Origin of the sequence: Burkholderia seminalis DSM 23518, from assembly GCF_902832885.1 — a bacterium.
Lineage (GTDB): Bacteria > Pseudomonadota > Gammaproteobacteria > Burkholderiales > Burkholderiaceae > Burkholderia > Burkholderia seminalis.
In genome coordinates, this window is the sequence record NZ_CADFDK010000004.1 from 336,966 (window position 1) to 362,571 (window position 25,606).

Sequence of the window (25,606 nt, forward strand, 5' to 3'; positions counted from 1 at the left end):
GAATCGACCGGGCACATGGGAGTGAATGAGATAGATTCTCATTCACGGGTGGCCGCCACCGCGCGGATCCGCCATCGAACGACCCATACAAGGCGTGCCCATGAGCCAGACCGTTGTCGATTCCCGTATCGACCATTCCGATCCTTCCTGTTGTTCCTCCACCGACTTTCGCTCGCAGCTCGTTGCGTTGATCGCCGGGCTGCTCGACGAATCCGTCGATGAAATCGCATCGCTCGACGATGACGAGGACCTGCTGAGCTGCGGCCTCGATTCGATCCGGCTGATGTATCTGCAGACGCGCGTGAACCGTCTCGGTTACGCGCTGACGTTCGATGCGCTCGCGCGCACGCCGACGCTCGGCGCGTGGGCCGCGTTGCTGGCGAATGCGCCGCGTGTCGCGCGGCCGGCTCCCGACGTCGCGGGCGAGGATGTCGACGTGCACGCGCCGTTCGACCTGTCCGCGGTGCAGCAGGCGTACTGGCTCGGCCGCGGCGACGGCGAAGTGCTCGGCAACGTGAGCTGCCACGCGTTTCTGGAATTCCGCAGCCAGGCGCTCGATCCCGTTCGTCTCGACGCGGCGTGCCGGCGTGTGCGCGAGCGTCATCCGATGCTGCGCGCGCTTCGCCGGCGGTCGTCAGCAGATCCTCGCGGCGTCGGACGCGCCGGTGCTCGCGCATGCGGACTGGCGCGGCAAGACGGCCGCCGACGCGGAAACCGAATGGGCGTCGCTGCGCGCGTTCCGGTCGCACGAATGTCTCGATGTCGAGCACGCGCAGGTCTTCATGATGGGGCTCGTGCAGATGCCAGGCGGCGAGGATCGCGTGTGGTTGAGTGTCGACCTGCTCGCGGCCGACGTGGACAGCGTGCGGCTGCTGATGCAGGAGATCGGTGTCGCGTATGCCGAACCGTCGGCGTTGCCCGACGCGCCGTCGACGTGGTTCCCGGCCTGGCTCGCGCGTCGCGCGGCCGATACGCGCGACGCGCGGGCCGCGGCGCGCGATGCATGGCACGCAAAGCTCGCGACGCTGCCGGAAGGGCCGGCGCTGCCGCTGGCCCGCGCGCCGGAAGCGATCCGCGCGCCGCGCTTCAGCCGCATCGCCCACACGCTGAGCACGGACGAGCTTGCGCGCCTGCAGGCGCGGGCCGCGCAGCATGGCGTGACGCTGTCGTCGGTGTTCGGCGCGGCGTTTGCCGCGGTGCTCGCACGCTGGAGCGGCCGCCATGCGTTCCTGCTCAACGTGCCGCTGTTCGACCGGCATGGCGACGCACCCGATCTCGGCCGCGTGATCGCCGATTTCACGACGCTGCTGCTCGTCGAATGCGACGTGCAGGCCGACGCGAGCGCGGCCGATGCGGTGCGCGTTTTCCAGCAGCGGCTGCACGGCGCGATCGCGCACGCCGCGTATCCGGCGCTCGACGTGCTGCGCGATGCGCGCCGGCAGGGCACGCCGCGCGCGGCGCCCGTCGTGTTCTCGTGCAATCTCGGCGACGCGCCGTTCGTGCCCGAGGCGTTCGCGCGCGTGTTCGGCGATCTGCACGACATGATTTCGCAGACGCCGCAGGTGTGGCTCGATCATCAGCTCTATCGCGTGCCGGACGGCGCGCTGCTCGCGTGGGACAGCGTCGACGGCCTGTTTCCGGACGGGATGGTCGACGCGATGTTCGGCGCGTACGTCACGCTCGTACAGGCGCTGTGCGATCGCGACTGGCGGCTGCCGATCGCGGTCGAATTGCCGTCCGCGCAGCGTCGGGTGCGCGAGGCGCTCAACGCGCAGCCCGCGCCCGGCCGGCCGCGCACGCTGCATCGCGATTTCTTCGCCGGGGCCGCGCGCGAACCGGCGGCGGTCGCGTTGCGGTGCGGCGGGCAGGTCGTGACGCGCGGCGAACTGGCCGCGCAGGCGCTCGCGATCGCGGGCGGGTTGCGCGCGGCCGGGATCGGGCACGGCGATGCCGTCGAGATCAGCCTGCCGCGCGGGCCGGCGCAGGTCTCTGCCGTGTTCGGCGTACTGGCCGCCGGCGCGTGCTACGTCCCGCTCGACATCGCGCAGCCGGCCGCGCGCAAGGCGCTGATCGAGCGCGCGGCGGGCGTGAAAGCCGTGATCGGCGACACGGCGCGCACGGATGCGCCGGTGCCGCATTGGAGCATCGCCGCACTGATGCGGCATGCGCCGCTGGCCGCACCGCTCGCGGTCGCGCCGCGGGCCACGGCGTACGTGATCTATACGTCCGGCTCGACGGGCGTGCCGAAGGGTGTCGAGATGACGCACGCGGCGGCGGTCAACACGATCGACGCGATCGACGCGCTGCTCGGCGTGAGTGCGGACGACCGGTTGCTCGCGGTGTCGGCGCTCGACTTCGACCTGTCGGTGTACGACCTGTTCGGCGTGCTGGGCGCGGGTGCCGAACTCGTGCTGCCCACGCAGGACGACGCGCGCGACGCGGCGCGCTGGATCGAACTGATTGCGCAGCATCGCGTGACGCTATGGAATTCGGCGCCCGCGCTGCTCGAAATGGCGCTGGCCGTGCCGGTCGCGAAAGACGCGTGCCGCAGCGTGCGTGCGGCGCTGCTGTCCGGCGACTGGATCGCGCTCGACCTGCCGGCGCGCCTGCGCGAGCGCTGCGGCGACGCATGCGTATTCCACGCGCTCGGCGGCGCGACCGAAGCCGGCATCTGGTCGAACGTGCAGACGGTACGCGACGTGCCGCCGCACTGGCGCTCGATTCCATACGGCCGGCCGTTGCCGGGGCAGGCCTGGCGCGTGGTCGACGCCGACGGCCGCGACGCCCCCGATTACGTGCCGGGCGAACTGCTGATCGGCGGCGACAGTCTTGCGCGCGGCTACCGCAACGATCCCGGGCTGACCGCGCAGCGTTTCGTGCAGCACGCGTCGGGCCGCTGGTATCGCACCGGCGATCGCGGCTGTTACTGGCCGGACGGGACGCTCGAATTCCTGGGGCGCGAGGACCGGCAGGTGAAGGTGCGCGGGCACCGGATCGAACTGGGCGAGATCGAAGCGGCACTGGCCGCGCATCCGCGGATCGATGGCGCGTGTGCCAGTGTCGCGAACGGCGAAGTCGCGCGCATCGTCGCGGCGTTCGTGCCGGCCGATTGCGTGGCCGATGCGGCGCCGTCGCCGCTCGCGGATGCGGGCACGGCCGATACGGTTCAGGCGGAAGCGGCCGTTGCACGCGTCGTCGCCGATCGGCTGATCGACGGCGGCGCGAGCCTGCCGCCGTCGCTGCATGCGCGCCGGCACGCGACAGGCGATGCGTCGATCTCGATCGACGCCGCGCTCGATCGGCTCGGCTGGCATGCAACCGACCTGGACGACCTGACGGCGGCGCTGCGCGCGCTCGCAGCCGATCCCGATACCGTCGCGCAGCGCGTGGCGCTCGATCCGCGCGTCGCGCCGCTTGCATTCGCGACGCGCTTGCCGGACGGCGCTCGTGTGCTGCGCGAGTTTGCTGGCGCGCTCGATGCACAGGCTGCTGCATGCACGGACGCGATGCGGGTCGCGGTGCTCGATGCCCGCGCCGGGCAATGGTTCGACGCGGGCCTCGACGTGCTCGACGATCCGCGTTTCGACGTGACGCTGTTCGACGTGTCGCCGGGTCTGCTGCACACCGCGCAGGCACGCTTCACGCGAACGAGGCCCGCGCTTCAGGCGCTGCAGGACGCCCTGCTGCCCGCGCGTCATCTCGGCGCATTCGACTGCGTGATCAGTTTCGCCGCGGCACACCTGCGCGACGATCCGCGCGATACGTTCAGGATCGCGGCCGCGTTGCTGGCGCGGGATGGCCGTTTGCTGTTCGCCGACGTGCTGCGCGACTCGCCGTTGCGCGAACTCGTCGCGAGCGTGACGGGCGATGCCTCGTTGCCGCGGCCGTTCACGACCGAGGCGATCGCCGCTGCCGCGCAGGCGAGCGGCTTCACGCCCGACTCCCGAAGCTGGTATTCGACCGCGTTTGCATGCCTCGACGCGCGTCGTGTCGGCGAATCGGCGACGCAAGCGGTGCTGGCAGACTGGCTGCGCGACCGGCTGCCGGACGCGATGCGCCCTGACGCACTGTGGTGCCTGCCGCGCTGGCCGCTCAACGCGAACGGCAAGATCGACCGGCGCGCGGTGGGCGACGCGCTTGCGCGCGCGCTCGGCGACGCGCCGGCCGCGCATGACGCGTTCGTGCCGGCAAACGAACGGCATGCGACGCTGCTCGCGTGCTGGGAGCAGGCGCTCGGCTGCCGGGCGAACGCCCGCGACGCCACGTTCTTCGCGCTCGGCGGCGACAGTCTGCTGGCGACGCGCCTGCTCGCGCAATTGCGCGAACGGCTCGGCGCGCGGATCGGGATGGCCGCGTTCTACCGCGATCCGACGCTCGCCGGTCTTGCCGCCCAGCTCGACGATGTGGCGCCGGCGGTCACGGCGGACGGCAGCGCATCGGTCGCGACGATCGAGGAGGGCGTGCTGTGAGCTTCGACGACGTACTCGATCTCTGCCGCGAACGGCAGATCGAATTGTGGTGCGACGACGGCGGTCAGCTGCGCTATCGCGCACCGGCCGGCGCGCTCGACGCGGACCTGGCCGCGCGCATCAAGGCCGAACGCGACGCGTTCGTCCGCTTCCTGCGGGGCGGCGCGTGGCGCGGCGATCCGGCGCGCCAGCATGAACGGTTTGCGCTGACGCCGGTACAGGCCGCGTACGTGCTCGGCCGGCACGAGTCGTTCGAGTTCGGCGGCAGCGCATGCCATCTGTACGTCGAATACGACGAGCGGCAGGATCTCGACTGCGTGCGCTTCGAGGCCACGTGGAATGCGTGCGTGGCGCGGCATCCGATGCTGCGCGCGATCGTCGAGGACAACGCATGGCAGCGCGTGCTGCCCGACGTGCCGTGGCAGCGGCTCACGGTGCACGACCTGCGCGACGGCGATGCGCACGCATTCGACGCGCACGTGCAGCGGGTACGCGAGCGGCTCGACCACGCGGTCCATGCGCTCGACCGCTGGCCCGTGCTGCAGCCCGAAGTGAGCCTCGGGCCGGATGGCGCGCTGCTGCACCTGTCCGTCGATTTCACGCTGATCGACTACGCGAGCCTGCAACTGCTGCTTGCCGAATGGCGGCGCCGTTACGACGATCCGCAATGGCAGCCGGCGCCGCTCGACGCGACGTTTCGCGACTATGTGGCTCACGAGGCGCAGGCCGGCACGGGCGCCGATCATGCGCGCGACAAGGCCTGGTGGCTCGCGCGCATCGACGATCTGCCGGCGCGCCCCGATCTGCCGGTCGTGCCCGCGATGCGCACCGACGCCCGTCCGCGTTTCACGCATCGCCATGCGCGGCTCGACCGCGCGCAATGGGTCGCGCTGAGCGGCCATGCAAGCCGTTTCGGGCTGAGTGCGGCGAGCGTCGCGCTGGCCGCGTTCGCGGAAGTCGTCGGCCGCTGGAGCCAGTCGCCGGCGTTCTGCCTGAACCTGACGGTGCTGAACCGTCCGCCGGTGCATCCGCGCATCGACGCGGTGCTCGGCGATTTCACCGCGTTGAGCATGCTCGCCGTCGACGTGACGCAAGGGGGCGATTTCATCGCGCGCGCGCGTACGATCGGTGCGCGGATGTTCGACGATCTCGACCATCGCGCATTCACCGGCGTCGACGTGATGCGCGAACTCGCGCGGCGGCGCGGCAAGGAGGCGGCGCTGATGCCGGTCGTGTTCACGAGCGGCATCGGCAGCGTCGGCCGCTTGCTCGGCGAGCAGGCGGGCCGGGCGGAACCGCCGCGCTACATGATCAGCCAGACGCCGCAGGTGTGGCTCGACTGCCAGGTGACCGACCAGTTCGGCGGGCTGGAGATCGGCTGGGACGTGCGGGACGATCTGTTTCCCGAAGGCTTGCCGACCGCGATGTTCGACGCGTACGTCGCGCTGCTGGGCCGGCTTGCCGACGATGCCGGATGGTGGTCGCGTGCGGGCGACATCGTGCTGCCGTGCGCCGCGCCCGTTGCCGACGTGCATCCGGACGCGGAGACGCATATCGCGGCCGGGTTTGCCGCGCAGGCGCTGCGCACGCCCGATGCGCCGGTCGTGATCGACGCGCAGGGCGCCCGCACGTACCGCGATGTCGCGCAACATGCGGCGGCGCTGCGTACCGCGCTCGAACAGGCCGGCGTCGGCGTGGGCGACACGGTGGCGGTGCTGATGCCGAAGTGCGCGCACCAGCTCGCGGCCGTGCTCGCGATCGTCCAGGCGGGCGCCGCATACGTGCCGGTCGACAGCCGCCAGCCGGCGTTGCGCCGGCAGGCGATCCTGCGCAATGCGCGGGTGCGCGCGGTCGTGAGCGTACGGGCGCTGGACTTCGAGCATGAAGGATGCGTGCGCATCGATGCCGATGCGTTGCCCGCCGATCTGCAATGGCCGCCGCGCGCCGCGTGCGACGTCGACGGCGCGGCGCTGGCCTACGTGATCTACACGTCGGGCTCCACCGGCGAACCGAAGGGCGTGATGCTGAGCCACGCGGCGGTGTGCAACACGCTCGCCGACATCAACGCACGCCATGCGGTCGGTGCGGGCGATGTGGTACTCGGCCTGGCCGAACTGAGCTTCGACTTGTCCGTCTACGACTTCTTCGGCGCGACCGCGCGCGGTGCGTGCGTCGTGCTGCCCGACCCCGCGCGCGGTCACGATCCGTCGCACTGGGCAGAGTTGATGGCACGTCATGCGGTGACGGTGTGGAACTCGGTGCCCGCACAAGGGCAGATGCTGATCGATTACCTCGAGGGCGAACCGGCGCTCGACGTGCCGGGCCCGCGCCGCGTGCTGTGGTCGGGCGACTGGATTCCGGTGACGCTGCCGGCCCGCTGGTGGAAACGCTGGCCCGACAGCGCGCTGTTCAGTCTCGGCGGCGCGACCGAAGCGTCGATCTGGTCGATCGAGCATCCGATCCGCCCGGAGGACACGCAGCTCGCCAGCATTCCGTACGGCCGCGCGCTGACCGGGCAGACGATGGAAGTGCTCGACGTGCTTGGCCGGCCGTGCCCGCCCGGCGTGCGCGGCGAGATCCATATCGGCGGCGTCGGGCTCGCGACGGGCTATGCGAACGATCCCGCGCGAACGGCCGAACGTTTCATCCGTCATCGCGACGGGCGCCGGCTCTATCGCACCGGCGATCTCGGCCGCGTGCGCGCCGACGGTTCGCTCGAATTCCTCGGCCGGCAGGACGATCAGGTGAAGATCCGCGGTTACCGGATCGAGCTGGCCGAGATCGATGCGGCGCTGACCGCGCATCCGCTGGTCGGCGCGGCCGCGACGATCGTGCTCGGCGAGGGCGCCGAGCGCCGGCTGGCGAGCTTCGTGTCGCTGCAGGGTGCGGCGCCGGACCCGTCGGCGCACGACCCCGCCCTTCACGAGATCGCGGCACCGGTCCGCGCTGCGTTCGACGCCGTGCGCTGGCCCGCGCAAGCGGACGTGGCGCGATCGGTCGAGCAGCTCGAAACGGCATGCGTGGCGTCGCTGGCTGCGTGGATCGTACCGGCAGGCGGCTTGACGGCCGACGACGCAACCGGTTTCGCGACGCTGTGCGAGCGGCTGCGCGTGCCGCCGGCGCGGCAGCATCTGCTGCGCCACTGGCTCGCGATGCTCGTGACGCACGGCGTGCTGCACGCGGATGCCGAAGGCGGCTGGCGTAGACGGTCCGACGCCAGCCATGCCGACGCGCACGCATGCTGGGATGCGTTCGCGCTGCATGCATCGCCCGAGCTGTGGCCGCCGGTCCTCATCGACTACTTCCGCGACAGCGCGGGCTGCCTGGACGTACAGGTGGATGGCACGGTTTCGCCGGCCGGCCTGATGTTCCCCGAAGGCGCGTCGCATATCGCCGAAGCGATGTACAGCAACGGCGAACACGCGCATGCGCTGCATCGCGGGATGGCGCAAGCCGTGCGCGAGATCGTCGCGCGCGAGCCGCGGCGTACGTGGCGCATCCTCGAGATCGGCGCGGGAACGGCCGCCGCGACGCGCGCGATCGTGGATGCGCTCGCGCCGCTGGTCGAAGCGGGCACGCGGATCGACTACCTGTTCAGCGACGTGTCGAGCTACTTTCTCGCGGCCGCGCGCGAGCGCTTCGCCGCGTATCCGTGGATGCGGTTCGTGCGTTTCGACATGAATGCAGCGCTCGACGCGCAGGGCATCGCGCCGCATTCGATCGACATGACGATCAGCTCCGGCGCGCTGAACAACGCGCGCGACACGGTTGCACTGATCGCCGGATTGCGCGCGCTGTCGGCGGCCGATGCATGGTGGGTGATCCAGGAACTGACGGCCGAGCATCCGGAGATCAGCATCAGCCAGGGGCTGATGATGGAGACGCCGCGCGATGCGCGGGCCGGGTCGTGCCGGCTGTTCGTACCGCGCGCGCAGTGGCTCGAATGGCTGCAGGGGGACGACGGCGATCGCGCACTCGGCTGCGTGACGGCCGGCTCGCCGCTCGACGCGCTGGGCTACGACATCCTGCTCGCGCACGTGAAGCGCGGCGCGGCCCGCATCGCGCCGGATGCGCTGCTGTCGTTCGTTGCCGAGCGCGTGCCGGGCTACATGGTGCCGTCGCAACTGCGCGTGCTCGAGCGACTGCCCGTGACCGCGAACGGCAAGATCGACCGCCGGACGCTGGCCGGCATTGCCGACATTCGCGAGCCGGAACCGGCGGCGGTTCGGCCGGCGCAGACACCCGCCGCCGATCCGCTGCTGGCGCGATTGATCGGATGGTGGGAGACGGTGCTCGATACGCGCAACGTCACGCCGGATCAGGATTTCTTCGCCGCCGGCGGCGATTCGCTGCTGATCGCGCAACTCGTGTCGCGGCTGCGTGGCGAGGAACCGCTCGCGCAGGCGCATCCGTTCGACCGGCTGCTGCGCTGGGTGCTCGCGCGGCCGACGCCGGCGGCGTTCGCCCGTTGCCTGCGCGAAGCGCAGACGCAACCGTCGGCCGCCGTATCGCCGGCCGGCGCGGCCGCACCGCGCGCGATGCAGCCGTCGTCCGTCGTCCACGCACCCGCGCCGCGCGTGCGCGCCGACGTGCGGTCGATTCCGCTCGCGCCGGGCGACGGCGTGCCGCGCGTGATCGTGCACGAAGGGCTCGGCACCGTGCATGCCTATCGTCCGGCACTGCCGGCACTCGCGCGGCTCGGCCCGGTGCTCGGCTTCGCGGTGCGCGACGCGCAGGACTATCTCGACCTGCCGGCGCGTCACCTGAACGCGACGCTCGGCCGGCGCTATGCGGATGCGCTGTGGCGCAGCGGCGTGCGCGAGGTCGACGTGCTCGGCTACTGCTCGGGCGGGCTCGTCGCACTCGAAATGGCGAAATCGCTGGTGCAGCTCGGCGTCGCGGTGCGCACGCTCGACATCGTGTCGAGCTACCGCATTCCCTACCTGATCGAGGACGAACGGCTCGTGCTGTTCAATTTCGCGGCGACGCTCGGACTGCCGCTCGACGCGCTGGGCTTTCCGGAAACGTACGTGCTCGCCGATGCGCTCGCCGACGCGTTGAAGGCCGACCCCGCGCGGCTCGCGCCCGGCAGCCTGCAGGCGCAGCTCGAGATCTTCGGCGATCGCTGCGAGCCGCTCGACGAGTTGCGCCGGCGCGTGCTGCGTGCGGCGGCCGGCCTGTCGATGCAGGACGACGTCGCGCATCCGCTGCTCGACGAGCGCGAACGGCTGTACCGGCTCTTCATGCATTCCGTGCAGGCGAGCCATTGGGCCGGCGACGCGCCGTATGCGGGCGCATTGCGGTTGTTCGTGCCCGAGCGCTGCAACCCACTGATTCCGCAGCAGCGCGCGGCGCTCACCGAGTACTGGACGGCGCAGGCGCTCGGCGGCATCACGGCCGCCGACATCCCCGGCGGTCATTTCGACTGCCTGAACGCCGCGTTCGTCGACACCCGCCTGAAGGAGGCACGATGAAGGTTCACCCGCTGCCGGTCGTCGTGGCCGGCTCCCGCTTCGGCCAGTTCTACGCGGCGGGCCTCGCGGCGTCCGGTTCGTATCGCGTCGCGGGCTTGCTCGGCCGCGGCAGCGCGCGTACCGCCGCACTGGCCGCCCGCGTCGGCGCACCGGTGTTCGATTGCCCGGAGGCGCTGCCGGACGACGTGCGTGTCGCCTGCGTCGCGGTGGGCGGCGCGGCGCGCGGCGCGGAAGGGGCCGCGCTCGCGTGCCGGCTGCTCGAACGCGGGATCGACGTCGTGATCGAGCATCCGCTGCTGCCCGACGAATGGGATACCGTGCTGCGCGCCGCGTCGCGCCACGGCCGCCGCTGCCTGCTGAACAGCTTCTATCCGAACCTGCCCGTCGTCGCGCGCTTCATCGCGGTCGCGCGGCGGTTGCGCGACACGAGTGCTCCCGTGCACGCGGACGTCGTGTGCTCGGTGCAGGCGAGCTACGCGGCGCTCGACGTGCTGGCGGCCGCGCTGCAGGGCGTCGGGCCCTGGTCGGTCGAGCCGATCGGGCCGGCGCTGTCGTCGATGCGCGAATGCGCGATGGTGCTGGCCGAAACGCCGGTATCGCTGCGCGTGCACAACGAGATGGCGGCGGCCGACGACGGCCGCATGAGCCTGTTGTTCGGCATCACGCTGACGACGGACGCCGGCACCTGGACGCTCGCCTCGCCGCACGGGCCGTTGTGGTGGGCGCCCGCGCTGCGCGAACCGGCGATGGCCGAGGACGGGCTGTTCCCGATCTTCGGCGACTCGGCGGGCGATGACATGCCGAGCCTCCAGATCTGCGACGACGCGCAGGACACGTGGGGCGAGATTCATTCGCGCTGCTGGCCGCAGGCGGCCGTGCGCGCGGTCGACCGGCTCGTGTCCGGGGAAGGGCTGCCGGCGCATAACCAGCGCAGCATCGACGTGACGCGCGTCTGGCAGCAGTTGACCGCGCAACTCGGCTTCCCGGCGCAGCCGCCGGGCGATGCGTGCGCGGCGACGCTCGGCATGCTGCTGGAGCGTGCCGCATGAAGGGGCCGTTGCGTTCGATGTTGCGGCCGTTTGCCGTGCCGCTCGCGGCGGCGGTCGTGTTGCAGGCGCTCGCGGGTGTCGCGTCGCTCGTGCCATGGCTCGCGCTCGCCCGGATCGCCGACGCATGGCGCGGGTCGCACGCGCTCGACGCGACGGCACGCGGCTGGCTCGTCGCGGCCGTGGTCGCCGGCGTGTGCTGGCTCGGCGGCCAGACGGTCGCGCTGCACCTGACGCATCGCGTCGACGCCGATCTGGGCGATCGCTTGCGCAAGCGGCTCGCCGATCATCTGCAGCGTTTGCCGCTCGGCTGGTTCGCCCGCGCGGGCAGCGATCGCGTCGCGCGTCACGTCGATCAGGACGTGCGCGCGCTGCACCAGCTCGTCGCGCATGCGCCGGCCGACGTCACGCAGCTCGTCGTCGTGCCATGCGCGGCGCTGGCGAGCCTGCTTTACCTGAATCCCGCACTGCTCGCGTTTGCACTGGTGCCGCTTCTGGCCGGCGCCGCGCTGTTCCGCTGGATGCGGTCGGCGCGGTTCGCGCCGGCCGTCGCGGCACGCAACACGGCGCTCGAAACCCTGATGGGCGACTATGCGCAACTCGCGCAGAACCCGGCGCTCGTGCGGCAGTATCCGGGCGCGGGCATCGAGGCGGCCGCGCTGGCGTCAACCGCGCGTTTCGATCGGGCATTTTCGGCATGGGTCGGCCGCGTCGGCGGGCCCGGCGCCTGCACGCAGGTGCTGCTCGGCACGCCGTTTCTGCTCGCCTGGGTCGTGTTCGGCGCGACGTGGCTGACGGCCGGCCGGTTGCCGGTCGGCGAACTGTGCGCGTTCGCGCTGTTGATCTGGGCGGTCGCGGCGCCGGTGCGCGCGCTCGGCCATGGCGCCGATGCATTGCGCGAAGCGCGCGCGGCCGCCGCGCGCCTGGCTGCGTTGCTCGCGCAGCCAGGCCTGTCCGAGCCCGCCGACGGCGCGGCGCAGGTGCCGCGCGATGCGTCGGTCGAACTGCGCGGCGTGAGTGTCGACCTCGACGGCACGCCGATCCTGCACGACATCGACGCGACGATCGCGGCCGGCGCGGTCACCGCGATCGTCGGGCCGTCGGGCGCGGGCAAGAGCACGCTGCTGATGCTGCTCGCGCGCTTCATGGATCCGGATCGCGGCACGGTGCGGCTCGGCGGTGCCGATCTGCGGCTGCTCGCGCCGGATACGCGGCGTGCGCAGGTCGCGATGGTGTTCCAGCAAGCCACCGCGCTCGACGTATCGATTGCCGCGAACATCGCGCTCTACCGGCCCGATGCCGATCGCGACGCGATTCACGCCGCCGCGCGCGCGGCCTGTCTCGACGAACGCATCGACGCGTTGCCGGGCGGCTACGACTGCGTGTGCGGGCGCGACGTGCGTTTGTCCGGCGGCGAACTGCAACGCCTGTCGATCGCGCGCGCGCTGCTGTCGCCCGCGCCGTTGCTGCTGCTCGACGAACCGGGCTCGGCGCTCGATCCGCAAACCGCGCGCGCGTTGCGCAATGCGCTGCGCGGCGACCGGCGCACGCGCGTGATCGTCAGCCACGATCTCGACGCGATCCGGCACGCGGACCAGATCCTCGTGATGGATCGCGGCCGCATCGTCGAGCGCGGCACGCATGCCGCGCTGCTGGCCGCGCGCGGCCTGTATGCGCGGCTGTGGCGCGAACGCGATGGCGCGGGCGAGGAGGCCGCACGATGATGAAGTCGCTCAAACGTTTGCAGTGTCTGCCGCCCGAAACCCGCCGCGCGCTGCGGCGCGGTGTCGGCTGGGCGGTGGCCGCCGCGCTGCTCGACGGCGCCTGCGGGCTGCTGCTCGTGCCGCTGATCCGCGCGTGGTTTGCCGGCGCGCATGCGGCCGCGCTGCACTGGACGATCGCGCTCGGCGCGCTGACGCTGTGCCACGCGCTCGTGATGTACGTCGCGCAACGCGGCGGCTATCGCGCGGGCGGCGCGCTCGCGGCCGGGCTCGTCGATCGCCTCGTGCGGCACCTGCCGCGCATCGCGTCCTGGCAGGCCGTGCGCGACAGTCATCCGGCCGGGCTGCTGCGCGGCCCGGTCATGCAGGCAATGGGGATGCCCGCGCACCTGCTGGGGCCGCTGATCGCCGCGGTCGTCACGCCGCTCGCGGTCGTCGCGGGGCTCGCGTGGATCGACTGGCGCATCGCGTCGTGCCTCGCGGCCGCGGCCGTGCTGCTGTTCGCGCTGCTCGAACGCGGCGGCACGCGCACGCTCGCGTTCGAGCAGGCGCGCGCGGCCGGCGAGCGCGACATGGCCGTGCAGCTCCAGACCTTCGCCGCGCATCAGGGGCTGCTGCGCTTCGCGGGCCGCGAGGGCGACGCGCGCGCGGCGTTGCAGCGCGCGTTCGACGAGCAGCATCGCCGCACGCGTGCGCTGATGCGGCGCTCGCTGCCGATCGAGCTGGGTTTCGCGGGCGCGGTGCAGGGCGTGTTCGTCGCGATGCTGCTGGGCGGCACATGGGCCGTCGCGGCGGGCCGGCTCGATGCGGCGACGGCCGTCGCGGTGCTCGTGCTGCTCGTGCGCTTCATCGAGCCGCTTGCGCACCTCACGCAGCTCGACCAGGCGCTGCGCGGCGGCTGGCGCGCGCTCGACACGGTGCTCGCGGTGCTGCACGCGCCGCGTTTCGACAGCCCCGAGCGCGGCACGCCGGTACACGATGCGAGCGTCGACGCGATGCGTGTCGGCTACCGGTCCGCCAGCGGCGCAACGCTGCTCGACGGCATCGACCTCCATTGCCCGGCGGGCGGTTTCGTCGCGATCGTCGGCCCGACGGGCGCCGGCAAGAGCACGCTGCTCGGCCTGCTCGCGCGGCTCGACGATCCGGGCACCGGGCGCGTGCTGCTCGGCCGCGCCGACGTGCGGCACCTGAGCGAAGCGACGCTCGCCGCGACGCGCAACCTCGTGTTCCAGGACAACGCGCTGTTTCGCGGCAGCCTTGCATGGAACGTGCGGATGGGGCGTCCGGACGCGACCGACGCCGAACTGCGCGCCGTGCTGGATGCGGTCGGCCTGCTGCGTGACGCCGAGCGGCTGCCGGACGGGCTCGACACCGACGTCGGGCCCGGCGGCCAGCTGCTGTCCGGCGGGCAGCGCCAGCGAGCCTGCCTCGCACGTGCGTTGCTGGCGCGGGCACCGGTGCTGATGTTCGACGAGCCGACCGCGAGCCTCGACGAATTCGGCGCGCGGCGCGTGCGCGACAGCCTCGTCGCGCTGCGCGGGCAGCGCACGCGCATCGTCGTCACGCACCAGCCGGCGCTCGCGGCGGCCGCCGATACGATCGTCGTGCTCGAGGGGGGCCGCGTACGGGCGACCGGCACGCATGCGCAGCTCGTGGAAGCGGATGCGTGGTACGCGACCTTCGCCCGCGCGGGACGCCGGCACGACGACGCATCGTATGCAGGCGCAGGTCAGGAAGCCCGGCCGGCCGAATCCGCACACTGACGTGAACAATGCGGGCCGCCGTGCCCGGAATCGATAGGAAAAGCCCCTCGATCGAAAAATCGCCTGCCGGTTCTATTTGATAATGAGAATGATTATCAAATACGGGGGCGTGATGCGGTACGAGGTACGGGAACCTGGGAGATCGGTGATGAAGGGCGCGCACGTCGCCCGTTCGGGGCGGCGGCGCTGGCGGCCGTCGCTGTATCTCGGCCTGCTGATCGCGGCGCATCCGGCGGCCGCGTTCGCCGAGACGGCGCCGCCGGCCGGCACGGAGATCCGGAAGGAAGCGGCCGCCGCACAGCCGGCGGCGAGCGAGCTGAAGGCAATTTCGGTGAACGCGTCGCGCGGCGTGGCCGACGATCCGTCGGTCGCGACGGTCGGCAAGCTGCCGCTCGCATTGCGGGAGATTCCGCAGTCGATCAGCGTGACGACGCGCGAGCGGATCGAGCAGCAGAACCTGTATTCGCTCGACGAGGTGATGCAGCAGTCGGCCGGTGTGACCGTGCAGCCGTACGTGTTGCTGACCACCGCGTATTTCGTGCGCGGCTTCAAGGTCGACTCGTTCGAATTCGACGGCGTGCCGGTCGTGATCGGCGACATGGCGAGCGCGCCGCAGGACATGTCGGTGTACGAGCGCGTGGAAATCCTGCGTGGCGCGAACGGGCTGCTGCACGGCTCGGGCAATCCGGCCGCGACGGTCAACCTGGTGCGCAAGCGGCCGCAGTACCGGTTCTCCGCGAACGCGTCCGTGAGCATCGGCAGCTGGGACCGCTATCGCGCGGAAGCCGACATCGGCGGACCGCTCAACGCGGCCGGCACCGTACGCAGCCGGCTCGTCGCCGCATACGAGGATCGTCACTTCTTCTACGACCACGCGAAGCAGGACACGCGTTCGATCTACAGCGTCACGGAAGTCGACCTGACGCGCGACACGCTGCTCACGTTCGGCGCGCAGTACCAGACGACGTCGTCGATTCCCGACATGTCCGGCGTGCCGATGGCGCGCGACGGGTCGAGCCTCGGCCTGTCGCGCTCGACGTTCCTCGACACCGCATGGGGCCGCTTCAACTGGGACACGACGCGCGCATTCGCGTCGGTCGAGCAGAAGCTCGGCGCCGGCTGGAAAGCGAAAGTGAGCGGCGAGTACCAGAGCGTGCGCTCGGACCTGAAGTACGCGGGCTCGTTCGGCGCGATCGATCCGGCGACCGGCGCGGGCGGCCGGCTGACGGGCAGCGCGTACCAGTTCAGCAGCTACAGCCGCAGCCTCGACGCGAACGTGCAAGGCCCCGTGCATGCGTTCGGGCTCACGCACGACCTGCTGTTCGGCATCACCTACGCGAACAGCAGCAGCGGGCAGATGACGGCGCCGCTGCTCGGCAACGTGTCGGGTACGCCGGTGAACGTGTACCGCTGGAACCCGGGCAGCGTGCCCGAGCCCGGCATCGGGCCGTACCAGCAGTCGCAGCAGAACGACATTTCGCAGAAGGGCGTCTACGGGCTCGGCCGCATCAAGCTCGCGGAACCCGTCACGCTCGTGCTCGGCGGCCGGATGAGCTGGTGGAACCAGGACAGCCTCGGCGCGCACTACAACACCGGTCACCAGTTCACGCCTTACGGCGGTCTGATCTGGGATTTCGCGCGCGACTGGTCGTGGTACGCGAGCTACGCGGAAGTGTTCCAGCCGCAGACCAAGTCGATGTGGGGCGGCGGCATCCTGACGCCGGTGAAGGGGCGCACCTACGAGACGGGCGTGAAGGGCGAACTGGCCGGCGGCAAGCTCAACGTGTCGCTCGCGGCGTTCCGCATCGACCTCGACAACAACCCGCAGGTCGACATCGCGCATCCGTGCGCGGGGCCGAGCTGCTATTACGTGAACGGCGGCAGCGTGCGCAGCCAGGGCTTCGAGTTCGAGGCGAACGGCCGCATCACGCCGTGGTGGAGCGTGTGGGCGAGCTACACGTACGACACGATGCGCTACGCGGACAACCTCGCGAACGCGGGCACGTTCGCGCCGCTGCTGAACCCGCGCCACCTGTTCCGGCTGTGGACCAACTATGACCTGCCGTGGCAGGAGCGGCGCTGGAGCGTCGGTGGCGGCCTGCAGGTGCAGAGCAGCTACTCGGCGCAGGCCAACGGCGTGACGATGAGCCAGGGCGGCTACGCGCTCGCGAGCGTGCGGCTCGGCTACCGCTACGACAAGCACTGGAGCGCCGCGCTCAACGTCAACAACCTGTTCGACCGCCAGTACTACCTGAGCCTGAGCCAGCCGGGCTGGAACAACCGCTACGGAGAACCGCGCAACGTGATGCTGACCGTGCGCGGGCAGTTCTGATGGCGCCCGGCTGGGGCACGCGCTCGGCGATCGCGATCGGCGGCGTGCTGCCGGGCGCGGTGGCGCTCGCGGTCACGCTGGCCCGTCATTACCCGGCCGACGGCCTGAACCGGCTCTATGCGGCCGTGTTGCTGACGCTCGCCGCGAGCGTGGCCGCGCTGCTGTGGATGCTCGTCGCGCCCGGGCCGCGGCAGGCGGTGTGGCGCGCGGGTGTGTGGCTCGCGGCGCTGGTGCCGTGCGCGCTGTTCTGGGGAGGGCGCTGACATGGATGCGTCGTCGCGTTCGCGCTGGCGCGCGCTGCATCGCGGCGCGGGCGCGCTGTTCGGCACGGTGCTGTTCGTCGTGCTGTTCAGCGGCACCTGGAGTCTCGCGTTCGATTCGATGCAGGGCTGGTGGCGGCCGCCGCCGGTGGCGGTCGCGCGGCCGGCGTTGCCGCTCGATGCGCTCGTCGCGCGCGCGGCGGCACACGGTGTTGCGTTGCGCGACGTGCGCATCGTGCTGCCGCGGCCGGACGATCCGGCGATCCGGTTCTGCGATGCGCGCCAGGCGTGCACGCTGGCGCTCGATCCGGCGACGGGCGCGCCGCTGCCCGACGCGGGAAGGGCGAGGTTGATCGTCACGCTGCACAAGACGCTGTTCGCCGGTTTCCCCGGCCGCATCTTCGTCAGCCTGTGGGGCATCGTGCTGCTCGTGCTCGTCGTCGCGGGCGTGGTCGTGCATCGCCGCCGCTGGCCCGATGCGGCACGCGTCCGGCGCGGCCACGGGTTGCGCGTCGCGCTGTTCGACCTGCATGCGTGGATCGGCCTGTGGGGGACGCCGTGGCTCGTGCTGTTCGCGTTCACCGGCGCGTTGTCGGGGCTCGGCGCGCTCGGCACGGTGTCGCTCGCGGGCGTTGCGTATCCGGGGCAGCCGCAGCGCGCGTTCGCCGAACTGCTCGGCGGGCCGCCGCCCGCCGAGGCCGGCGGCCCGTGGCAGCACGCGCCCGATCTCGACGCGCTGTTGCGGCGCGATGCGGCGCGCAGGCCGGACTTCCGGCGCGAAGCCGTCGCGCTGCATCGCTGGGGCGACGCGAACGCGACCGTCGAGATTGCCGGCACGACCGCGGGGCTGCCGAGTACGGCGGTGTTCGAGCGTCACCTGTATCGCGCGGCGGACGGGCAATGGCTCGCGGATGCGACGTCGCGCGGTCGCGGCTTCTGGCTGCGCGCATTCATCGCGGTGCAGCCGCTGCATTTCGCGCAATACGGCTGGGTCGGTGCGGCGGGCGGTGTGCTGCGCGCGCTTCATTTCCTGATGGGGCTTGCTGCGTGCGTGTTGTGCGCGACGGGCTTGCATCTGTGGATCGAGCGGCGGCGCGCGCAGCGCGATCGCTCGGCAAACGTGCTGGCCGCCGTCGCGGTGGGCGCATGCGGGGGGCTCGTGCTCGCGGGCGGTGTCCTGCTGTTTGCCGGGCGCGCGTTGCCCGACGGCGTGCACGTCGACCATGCGCTCGCGATGCTGTTCTGGGCCGTGTGGGCCGGTGCGATTGCGGTCGCGGCCCGGGCGGCCGATCGGGCGGCATGGCTGCGCGTGCTGATGCGTGCGGCCGGCGCCGCTTACGGGCTGGCCGGCGCGACGCATTGCGCACTCGCGCTGCTGGGCGCGGGCGCACCCGTGTACGGGTGGATCGACGCGGCACTCGTCGTATTCGGCGTGTTGCTGCTGCGTGCCGCCCGCCGTCCGCGGCGCGATGCGATGCCGGCCGCACGCGTGCCGGCCGGCGTCGAACCTTTTTAACCTCATGCAACTGGAGACTTCGATGCGCGATCTGCTCGAACATCGCCGCCTGGTCGTCACGATCACGCTGCTTTACCTGTCGCAGGGCATCCCGATCGGCATTGCGATGGATGCGATGCCGACACTGCTGCGCCACGACGGCGCGCCGCTTCACGCTCTCGCGTTCCTGCCGCTCGTCGGGTTGCCGTGGGTCGTGAAATTCCTGTGGGCGCCCGTCGTCGACAACCGCTGGTCGCCACGCCTCGGGCGGCGGCGCAGCTGGATGCTGCCGATGCAGACCCTCGTCGTGGTGTGTCTCGGCTGCCTCGCGCAGATCGGGATGACGGTCGCGACGGCCGGCTGGGCGGTCGGCCTGCTGGCCGTCGCGTCGCTTGCCAGCGCAACGCAGGACATCGCGAACGACGGCATGGCCGCCGAGCATTTCAGCGGCGACACGCTCGCGAGGATCAACGCGATCCAGATCGCCGGCGTGATGATCGGCTTCTTCGGCGGCGGCGCCGGCACACTGACGCTGATCGGCCTGTTCGGCCAGCCGGCCGCGTTTCTCGCGCTGGCGGCCGTGCCGCTCGCGAGCCTGGTCTGCGTGCTGTGGGTGCTGCCGCGCGATGCGGACCGTGCGCGGGCGCGGCCGGCACACGACGCGAGCCTCGTGCGTTTCGCGAAGCGGCCGCGTTCGTGGTCGCTGCTGTCGCTCGCGCTGCTGTCGGCGATGACGGCCGTATCGGGCTTCGGCCTGTCGAAGCTGTTTCTCAACGACGCGGGCTGGACGCTCGACGCGATCGGCAAACTCGGGATGGCGGGCGGCGTCGTGACGGTCGTGCTCGGTTGCGGCGGCGGCGCGTGGCTCGTGAGGCGGCTCGGGGTATGGCGTGCGTTCACGGCCGGCGTGAGCTGCGCGGGCGCGGCGGCGTTGCTGTGGTTCGCGCAGGCGAGCGGATGGCTACCGGTGTCGCCATCGTGGGCGTGGCTGTGCACGGTGCTCGGCTCGCTGGCGACGGGGATCACGTCGGTGTCGATCATGACGGCCGGCATGCGCTTCGCGGGCGGCAGCGACCAGGCCGGTACCGACGTGACGGCCGTGCAGAGCACGCGCGATCTCGGCGAGTTGATCGCGTCGTCGACGATCCTGTCGCTGACCGCGAAGGTCGGTTATACGGGCGGGTTTCTCACGGGTGTCGGGCTGGCGGTGCTGGCCGCGTTGATCGCGATGACGCTGCGGCGGCGGGAGGCAGCGCATGCGGCGAAGGGGAGCGATGTGCTGGCGTCGTGACGGCGGCGCGGTCCGGCGCGCGCCGGTCGCGCTGCGTCACCTCAGCCGCGCGTCAACCGTCGCGCCGCCAGCAGCGCGAGCGCGAGCAGCACCGCGACATACGCGGCGACGCTCGCCCACGCGCCGTGTTGCCAGAACGTCCCGCCGATCGAGCCGAGCACGCTCGACCCGACGTAGTAGGCCAGCAGATAGAGCGAGGCCGCATGCCCCTTCGCGGCCCCCGCGAGGTTGCCGACCCAGCCGCTCGCGACCGAGTGGGCGACGAAGAAGCCGATCGTGACGAGCACGATGCCGACGACGATCGCGACGAGCGAGTGCGACAGCGTCAGCGCGAGACCCGCCGCGAAGACGACGATGCCACTGACGAGCACCGGGGCCCGCCCGAGGCGGTCGGCGAGCGCGCCGGCACTCGACGATGACACCATCCCGAACAGGTAGGCGCCGAAGATCAGTCCGCAGGCGGTCGGGCTCAGGTTGAACGGCGCGGCCATGAGCCGGAACCCGGCGTAGTTGTAGATCGTCACGAACGCGCCCATCACCAGGAAACCGATCGCGAACACGAACGGCAGACGCACGTGACGCAGTTGCGCGTGCCACAGCCGGATGTGATGACGCAGCGTCAGGTCGGTGCGCTTCACGAAGCGGCGCGATGTCGGCAGCAGCATCACGAAGGCGATCGCCGCAAGCAGGTCGATGACGCCGATCGTCAGCATCGCCGTGCGCCACGAGAAGTGCTCTTCGAGCGCGCTCATGCCGATCCGTCCGATCATGCCGCCGAACGCGGTCCCGCCGACGTAGAGGCCCATCGAGAAGCCGAGCCCGTCGGCGGCGATTTCTTCTGCGAGATAGGCCATCGCAACCGCCGGCACGCCGCCGAGCGCGAAGCCTTCGAGCGCCCGCCAGAGCAGCAGCAGGTTCCAGTTCGGCGACAGCGCGGCCAGCAGGTTGAACAGCGCGGCCAGCGTCATCGACGCGAACATCAGCCCGCGCCGTCCGACGCGTTCGGACAGTGCGCCGGCGCACAGGATCGACACCGCGAGCATCCCGGTCGACAGCGACAGCGAGAGCGAACTCGACGCCGCGCCGAGGTTGAATTCGCGGGCGAACGCGGGAAGCAGCGGCTGCACGCAGTACAGCAGCGAGAAGGTGGAAAAGCCGGCGAGAAAGAGCGCGAGCGCGATGCGCTTGTACGCGGCCGAGCGCGGGGACACGCCGGCCGGCAGGGCATCGGGTGCGGCTTGCTGCAGGCCGGGCATGGAGCGGGAAATCGAGGGGGCGGACATGGATGCACTCGATGTGCGACGGGAATGCACGAATTCTTGCGCATCGTCATGTATATGTCCAATATATGAAAAGAACCGCAGCGATATGTTTTAACACTGGCTTAAAGGCCGCCTCGACTTCCCGCAAGGTCGCTCACGAATGGAACTCCGGCATCTCCGATACTTTCTGGCCGTCGCGGCCACGTCGAATTTCACGAAGGCCGCCGACCTGCTCGGCATCGGTCAGCCGCCGTTGAGCCAGCAGATCAAGGCGCTCGAAAGCGAACTCGGCGTGGAGCTGTTCAAGCGGACCGCGCGTGGCGCCGGGCTGACGCTGGCAGGCGAGGTCTTCGCGGAAGAGGCGCGACGCGTGCTCGACGATGCCGAGCGCGCGGCACGCGCGGCCAGGCGTGCCGCGCGCGGCGAAACCGGCCATCTGCGGGTCGGTTTCACCGGGACGGCGGCGTTCAACCCGAAAGTGTCGGATCTGATTCGCCGCTTTCGGGAGGCGTTTCCGGATGCGGAGTTGACGTTGCAGGAAGCGACGTCGGGTGTCCTGCTCGAGGCACTGGATGCCGGGCGCCTCGACGTGGCGATCGTGCGGCCGGTGCGGCGCGTCGCCGCGACGTTGCGCGCCGCCGACTGGGACGAGGAGCCGATGTTCGTCGCGCTGCCCGTCGCGCATCGGCTGGCGCCGCGCCGGCGTATCGATCTGGCGGAACTGGCCGACGAGTCGTTCGTGCAGGTGCCGCGGGAGGCCGGCAGCGCGTTGTTCGACGACATCGTCGCCGCGTGCAAGGCCGCCGGATTCGAGCCGCGCATGGCGCAGCCGGCGCCGCAGATGGCATCCGCGGTGACGCTGGTGGCGGCCGGGCTCGGCGTATCGGTCGTGCCGAAGGCGATCACGCAGGTGCAGGTGCCCGGGGTCGTGTACCGGCCGTTCGCGGGTAACGGGCTGCGCGCCAGGCTGGCCATCGTGTCGCGATGCGACGAGCCGTCGGCGGTGGTGCGGAATTTTCTGCGGCTGGCGTAGCCGAAAACGAAAAACCCGCGAAGCCATCTGCTGTCGCGGGTTTCGGAAAATACGCGGAAAACGTTGAAGCTGCATTTGGTGCCGACGGCGAGACTCGAACTCGCACAGCTTTCGCCACTACCCCCTCAAGATAGCGTGTCTACCAATTTCACCACGTCGGCACTGCAAGGGGCGCAATTCTAACGTCACATTGCGCGTTTGTGAAGGGGCCGTGACAACGTCATGATTTTGCACGGCAGCGATCCCGGTAGAATTCGTCGGATCGGTCTGGCGACCGTCGCAACCGCAACCCGTTTTCACCCGTGACCCACACCCTCGAACAACTGCAGGCCGGACAACTGTCGGGCGCACGGCAACTCAAGCTCGCATGCGGGTTGACCGAATTTCCGCGCGAGATCCTCGATCTGGCCGATACGCTCGAAGTGCTCGACCTGACCGGCAATGCGCTGTCCGCGTTGCCGGACGACCTGCCGCGGCTGCATCGCCTGCGCATCCTGTTTGCATCCGGCAACCGCTTCACCGCGTTCCCCGACGTGCTCGGCGCGTGCGGGCAACTCGACATGATCGGCTTCAAGGCGAACCGGATTCGCACGGTGCCGCGCGGCGCACTGCCGCGCGCGCTGCGCTGGCTGATCCTCACCGACAACGCGATCGACGCGCTGCCGGCCGACATCGGCGACTGTTCGCGGCTGCAGAAGCTCATGCTCGCGGGCAATCGGCTGCGCGCGCTGCCGGCCGAAATGGCCGCATGCCGCGCGCTCGAACTGGTGCGCCTGTCGGCGAACCGGCTGGAGGCGTTGCCCGACTGGCTGCTGCGCCTGCCGCGTCTCGCGTGGCTCGCCACGGCCGGCATTCCGTTCAGTGCGGCGCCGGAGGCGGCGGCGGCGGCGGGGCCGGACGTCGCGCAGATCGACTGGGCGTCGCTGTCGTGTGAGCGGAAGCTGGGCGAGGGCGCATCGGGCGTCATTTACCGCGCGCAATGGCGTATGGACGGCCACCCGTCGCGCGCGGTCGCGGTCAAGCTGTTCAAGGGCGCGGTGACGAGCGACGGCCTGCCCGATTGCGAAATGGCCGCGTGCCTGCACGCCGGCCGCCACCCGGACCTGATCCCGGTGATCGGCAAGGTGAGCGGGCATCCGGACGGCACGCACGGCCTCGTGATGGAATTGGTCGATCCCGCGCTCGGGAATCTCGCCGGGCCGCCGAGCTTCGCTTCCTGCACGCGCGACGTGTATGCGGCCGACGCGCGCTTCGCGCCGGCCGAAGCGGTGCGGATCGCGCACGGCATCGCGTCGGTTGCGGGCCATCTGCATGCGCGCGGCATCATGCATGGCGACCTGTATGCGCACAACATCCTGCACGACGGGGCAGGCGGCGCGTTGCTGGGCGATTTCGGCGCGGCGTCGCTCTACGACGTGAACGACCGCACGCGTGGCGGCAGGTTCGAGCGGCTCGAAGTGCGCGCGTTCGGCTATCTGCTCGGCGAGTTGCTCGAGCGATGCGAGTCGCGCTCGGATGCCCTCGATGCCCTCGCGGCGGCCTGCCTGAATGAGGATATCGACGCCCGCCCGTCGTTCGGCGAGATTGCCGCGGCGCTCGCCGCGCACATGCGCTGACGCGCTTGCCCGCTTACGCCTGCCGTGCGGTCAGCAGCTTGATCCCGAGCCCGACGAACAGCAGCCCGCTGGCGCGCTTGAGCGCACGTGCTGCGCGACGCGTGCCGAAATCGCGATGGAATCGGCGCACGCCGGCCGAATAGACGCTGTGAACGATCACGACGGTGCAGGCGATCGTCGCGTACATCACGACGAACTGCAGCGCGAGCGGGCGATCGTGCACGACGAACTGCGGCATGAATGCCGACAGGAAGACCATCGTCTTCGGATTGCTGCCCGATACGAACAGCGCTTCGCGAAACAGCTTCGCGCGGTCGGGCATGGCGCTTTGCGCGGCGCCGCCCGACGCGGCGGCCATGCGGTCGCCGCGCAGTTGCCGCACACCCAGAACCATCAGGTAGGCGGCGCCGACGACCTTCATCGCGACGAACAGCGGCGGCATCGCGGCCAGTACGGCGCCGACGCCGAGCGCGACGAGCAGCACGACCACACCCTGTGCGACGAGATTGCCCGCGATCGTCGCGGCGGTGCCGTGCGTGCCGTAGCGCACCGTGTTGCGGATCACGAGCAGCACGTTCGGCCCGGGCGACAGTGTCGTGGCGAGATAGGCTGCGGCAAACAGCATCCAGGTCTGAAGGGCCATGCGTTGCTCCGGGTGACGGTTCCGGCGGACGGGATGCAGCGATGGTGCCACGCCAATAACGGCGCGGGCCGCCGCCGGAACCGTGCGGGCGCGGCGCGTCAGTGCGTGTCGCGCATGCAGTACGCGGGAATCGACGGCGGCGTGTCGATCGCGGCGGGCCGCGTCATCCACGCGATCCACGCGGCCCACAACCCGCAGACGATCAGTACGGCGAGATTCAGCGGCGTCCGGTAGCGGACGATCCGGCCGGCCAGCGGCAGGCGGTCTTTCATGTGCGTCTCCTTCGATCGGGATACCGGGTGCGTTACTGGCCGGCGTAGGTCGGCGCCTTCGCGTCGCAGGTGACCGACACCGTCGAGCCGTCCGCGAAATGCAGCCGGAACGGCACCTTCGAACCGGGCGCGACGGTCTTGCGCGGTTCCTCCAGCATCACGTGATAGCTCTTCGGCTTGAAGGTCAGCGAGCCGTGCGCGGGGACGACGACCGAGTCGACATGAACCATCTTCGCGGTGCTGCCGTTCGTCTGCGTTTCATGCACCATCGCCATCCCGTATGCGGGGCTGTCGATGCCTGTCAGCGTGGCGGGCGTGTCGCCGTCGTTCTTCAGCGTCAAGTAGCCGGACGACGGCACCGTCGCCGGCATCGCGCGGATCCAGCACGCATCGGCCTGCACGGCCGGCGCGGCGAACGAGGCGGGCGCTTGCAGCGCGAACACGGCAACGAGCAGGGTGGTCGGAATCGGGTGTTTCATCGTTTGTTCTCCTGATGGGGGGGGCCGGGGCAGCGTGTGCGTTACTTCAGTGTGAACGTGTAGCGGCCTTGCGTGCGATGGCCGTCGCTTGCCACCGCGACCCACGCGACCGTGTACGCGCCGGCCGTCAGGCTGGCCAGGGCGACGTGCATCCGTTTCCGGTTGCCGGCGTCGACGGCCGATTTCCCGTCGGTGACCGATTGACCATGGCCGTCGGTGACGGCGATCGAACTGAAGGCCGGTTCGAGCGCTTCGCTGAAATCGATCGTGACGGCGTGCGGCGCGGCCGACAGCGTGGCGTCGGCGGCCGGGACCTGCTTCTTCGGGATGGCGTGCGCATGGGCAGCCTGGATGACGACGAAGCCGAGCGCGGCGAGTGCGCCGCGAAAGAGCGTGGCGGTATGCATGAGGGTGAGCGTCCTTCGAAACGTGACATGTCACGCACGCGAG

15 protein-coding genes, 1 tRNA gene and 1 pseudogene are annotated in these 25,606 nt (G+C 70.9%); 11 read left to right on the forward strand and 6 right to left on the reverse strand.

All coding sequences use genetic code 11. The features are described 5' to 3' along the window. Window positions 1-100: 100 nt before the first annotated feature. From HWX00_RS15715 to HWX00_RS15755, 9 genes and pseudogenes are all read left to right on the forward strand, one after another. Window positions 101-4,469, forward strand: a pseudogene (locus HWX00_RS15715) (non-ribosomal peptide synthetase). Next, the gene (locus HWX00_RS15720; protein ID WP_175026795.1) at window positions 4,466-9,943 is read left to right on the forward strand and encodes a non-ribosomal peptide synthetase; all 5,478 of its coding nucleotides are present in this window, start codon (window positions 4,466-4,468) and stop codon (window positions 9,941-9,943) included. Before HWX00_RS15715 ends, HWX00_RS15720 begins: the two are co-directional and overlap by 4 nt. Further along, entirely contained in the window at window positions 9,940-10,992 is a 1,053-nt protein-coding gene (locus tag HWX00_RS15725) for a Gfo/Idh/MocA family oxidoreductase (protein ID WP_059556864.1), read from the forward strand. The genes HWX00_RS15720 and HWX00_RS15725 overlap by 4 nt, the downstream gene beginning before the upstream one ends. Next, on the forward strand, window positions 10,989-12,713 hold the full coding sequence (locus tag HWX00_RS15730) for an ABC transporter ATP-binding protein (RefSeq protein WP_175026796.1): 1,725 nt from the start codon (window positions 10,989-10,991) through the stop codon (window positions 12,711-12,713). Before HWX00_RS15725 ends, HWX00_RS15730 begins: the two co-directional genes overlap by 4 nt. Then, window positions 12,710-14,473, forward strand: coding sequence for an ABC transporter ATP-binding protein (locus HWX00_RS15735; protein ID WP_175026797.1), 1,764 nt, complete (start codon window positions 12,710-12,712; stop codon window positions 14,471-14,473). Before HWX00_RS15730 ends, HWX00_RS15735 begins: the two co-directional genes overlap by 4 nt. 211 nt (window positions 14,474-14,684) lie before the next feature. Continuing rightward, window positions 14,685-16,805 (forward strand): TonB-dependent siderophore receptor, encoded by a 2,121-nt coding sequence (locus HWX00_RS15740; protein ID WP_175026813.1) that lies wholly within the window; start codon window positions 14,685-14,687, stop codon window positions 16,803-16,805. Then, window positions 16,805-17,068, forward strand: coding sequence for a hypothetical protein (locus tag HWX00_RS15745; RefSeq protein WP_175026798.1), 264 nt, complete (start codon window positions 16,805-16,807; stop codon window positions 17,066-17,068). The genes HWX00_RS15740 and HWX00_RS15745 overlap by 1 nt, the downstream gene beginning before the upstream one ends. A gap of 1 nt (window position 17,069) precedes the next feature. Beyond that, window positions 17,070-18,581: a PepSY-associated TM helix domain-containing protein gene (locus HWX00_RS15750; protein WP_175026799.1), complete on the forward strand. Its 1,512-nt coding sequence runs from the start codon at window positions 17,070-17,072 to the stop codon at window positions 18,579-18,581. 22 nt (window positions 18,582-18,603) lie between these two features. Beyond that, window positions 18,604-19,851, forward strand: coding sequence for a RhtX/FptX family siderophore transporter (locus HWX00_RS15755; protein WP_175026800.1), 1,248 nt, complete (start codon window positions 18,604-18,606; stop codon window positions 19,849-19,851). Between the two features lie 41 nt (window positions 19,852-19,892). Here HWX00_RS15755 and HWX00_RS15760 read toward each other — a convergent pair whose 3' ends face one another. Next, the gene (locus HWX00_RS15760) at window positions 19,893-21,134 is read right to left on the reverse strand and encodes an MFS transporter (protein WP_175026801.1); all 1,242 of its coding nucleotides are present in this window, start codon (window positions 21,132-21,134) and stop codon (window positions 19,893-19,895) included. A gap of 139 nt (window positions 21,135-21,273) precedes the next feature. Between HWX00_RS15760 and HWX00_RS15765 the strand changes: the two genes are divergently transcribed. Then, window positions 21,274-22,146 carry a LysR family transcriptional regulator gene (locus tag HWX00_RS15765; RefSeq protein ID WP_034186182.1) on the forward strand — a complete coding sequence of 291 codons (873 nt, stop codon included), beginning with the start codon at window positions 21,274-21,276 and terminating at the stop codon, window positions 22,144-22,146. A gap of 76 nt (window positions 22,147-22,222) precedes the next feature. On the opposite strand, the gene HWX00_RS15770 is transcribed toward HWX00_RS15765, so the two are convergent. Beyond that, window positions 22,223-22,307 (reverse strand) — tRNA-Leu (locus HWX00_RS15770). A 141-nt stretch (window positions 22,308-22,448) separates the two neighbouring features. Here HWX00_RS15770 and HWX00_RS15775 point away from each other — a divergent pair. After that, window positions 22,449-23,762 carry a leucine-rich repeat-containing protein kinase family protein gene (locus HWX00_RS15775; RefSeq protein ID WP_175026802.1) on the forward strand — a complete coding sequence of 438 codons (1,314 nt, stop codon included), beginning with the start codon at window positions 22,449-22,451 and terminating at the stop codon, window positions 23,760-23,762. Between the two features lie 13 nt (window positions 23,763-23,775). Here HWX00_RS15775 and HWX00_RS15780 read toward each other — a convergent pair whose 3' ends face one another. The 4 genes from HWX00_RS15780 to copC form a co-directional block, all read right to left on the reverse strand. Further along, window positions 23,776-24,405 carry a LysE family translocator gene (locus tag HWX00_RS15780; RefSeq protein ID WP_049031261.1) on the reverse strand — a complete coding sequence of 210 codons (630 nt, stop codon included), beginning with the start codon at window positions 24,403-24,405 and terminating at the stop codon, window positions 23,776-23,778. Window positions 24,406-24,503: 98 nt separating this feature from the next. Beyond that, a complete protein-coding gene (locus tag HWX00_RS15785) occupies window positions 24,504-24,677 on the reverse strand; it encodes a hypothetical protein (protein ID WP_167361905.1) in 174 nt (57 codons plus the stop codon). Window positions 24,678-24,709: 32 nt separating this feature from the next. Next, the gene (locus tag HWX00_RS15790) at window positions 24,710-25,156 is read right to left on the reverse strand and encodes a copper chaperone PCu(A)C (protein ID WP_175026803.1); all 447 of its coding nucleotides are present in this window, start codon (window positions 25,154-25,156) and stop codon (window positions 24,710-24,712) included. 41 nt (window positions 25,157-25,197) lie between these two features. After that, complete coding sequence (gene copC / locus HWX00_RS15795; RefSeq protein ID WP_034186186.1) at window positions 25,198-25,563, reverse strand: copper homeostasis periplasmic binding protein CopC; 366 nt, start codon at window positions 25,561-25,563, stop codon at window positions 25,198-25,200. Window positions 25,564-25,606 lie beyond the last annotated feature (43 nt).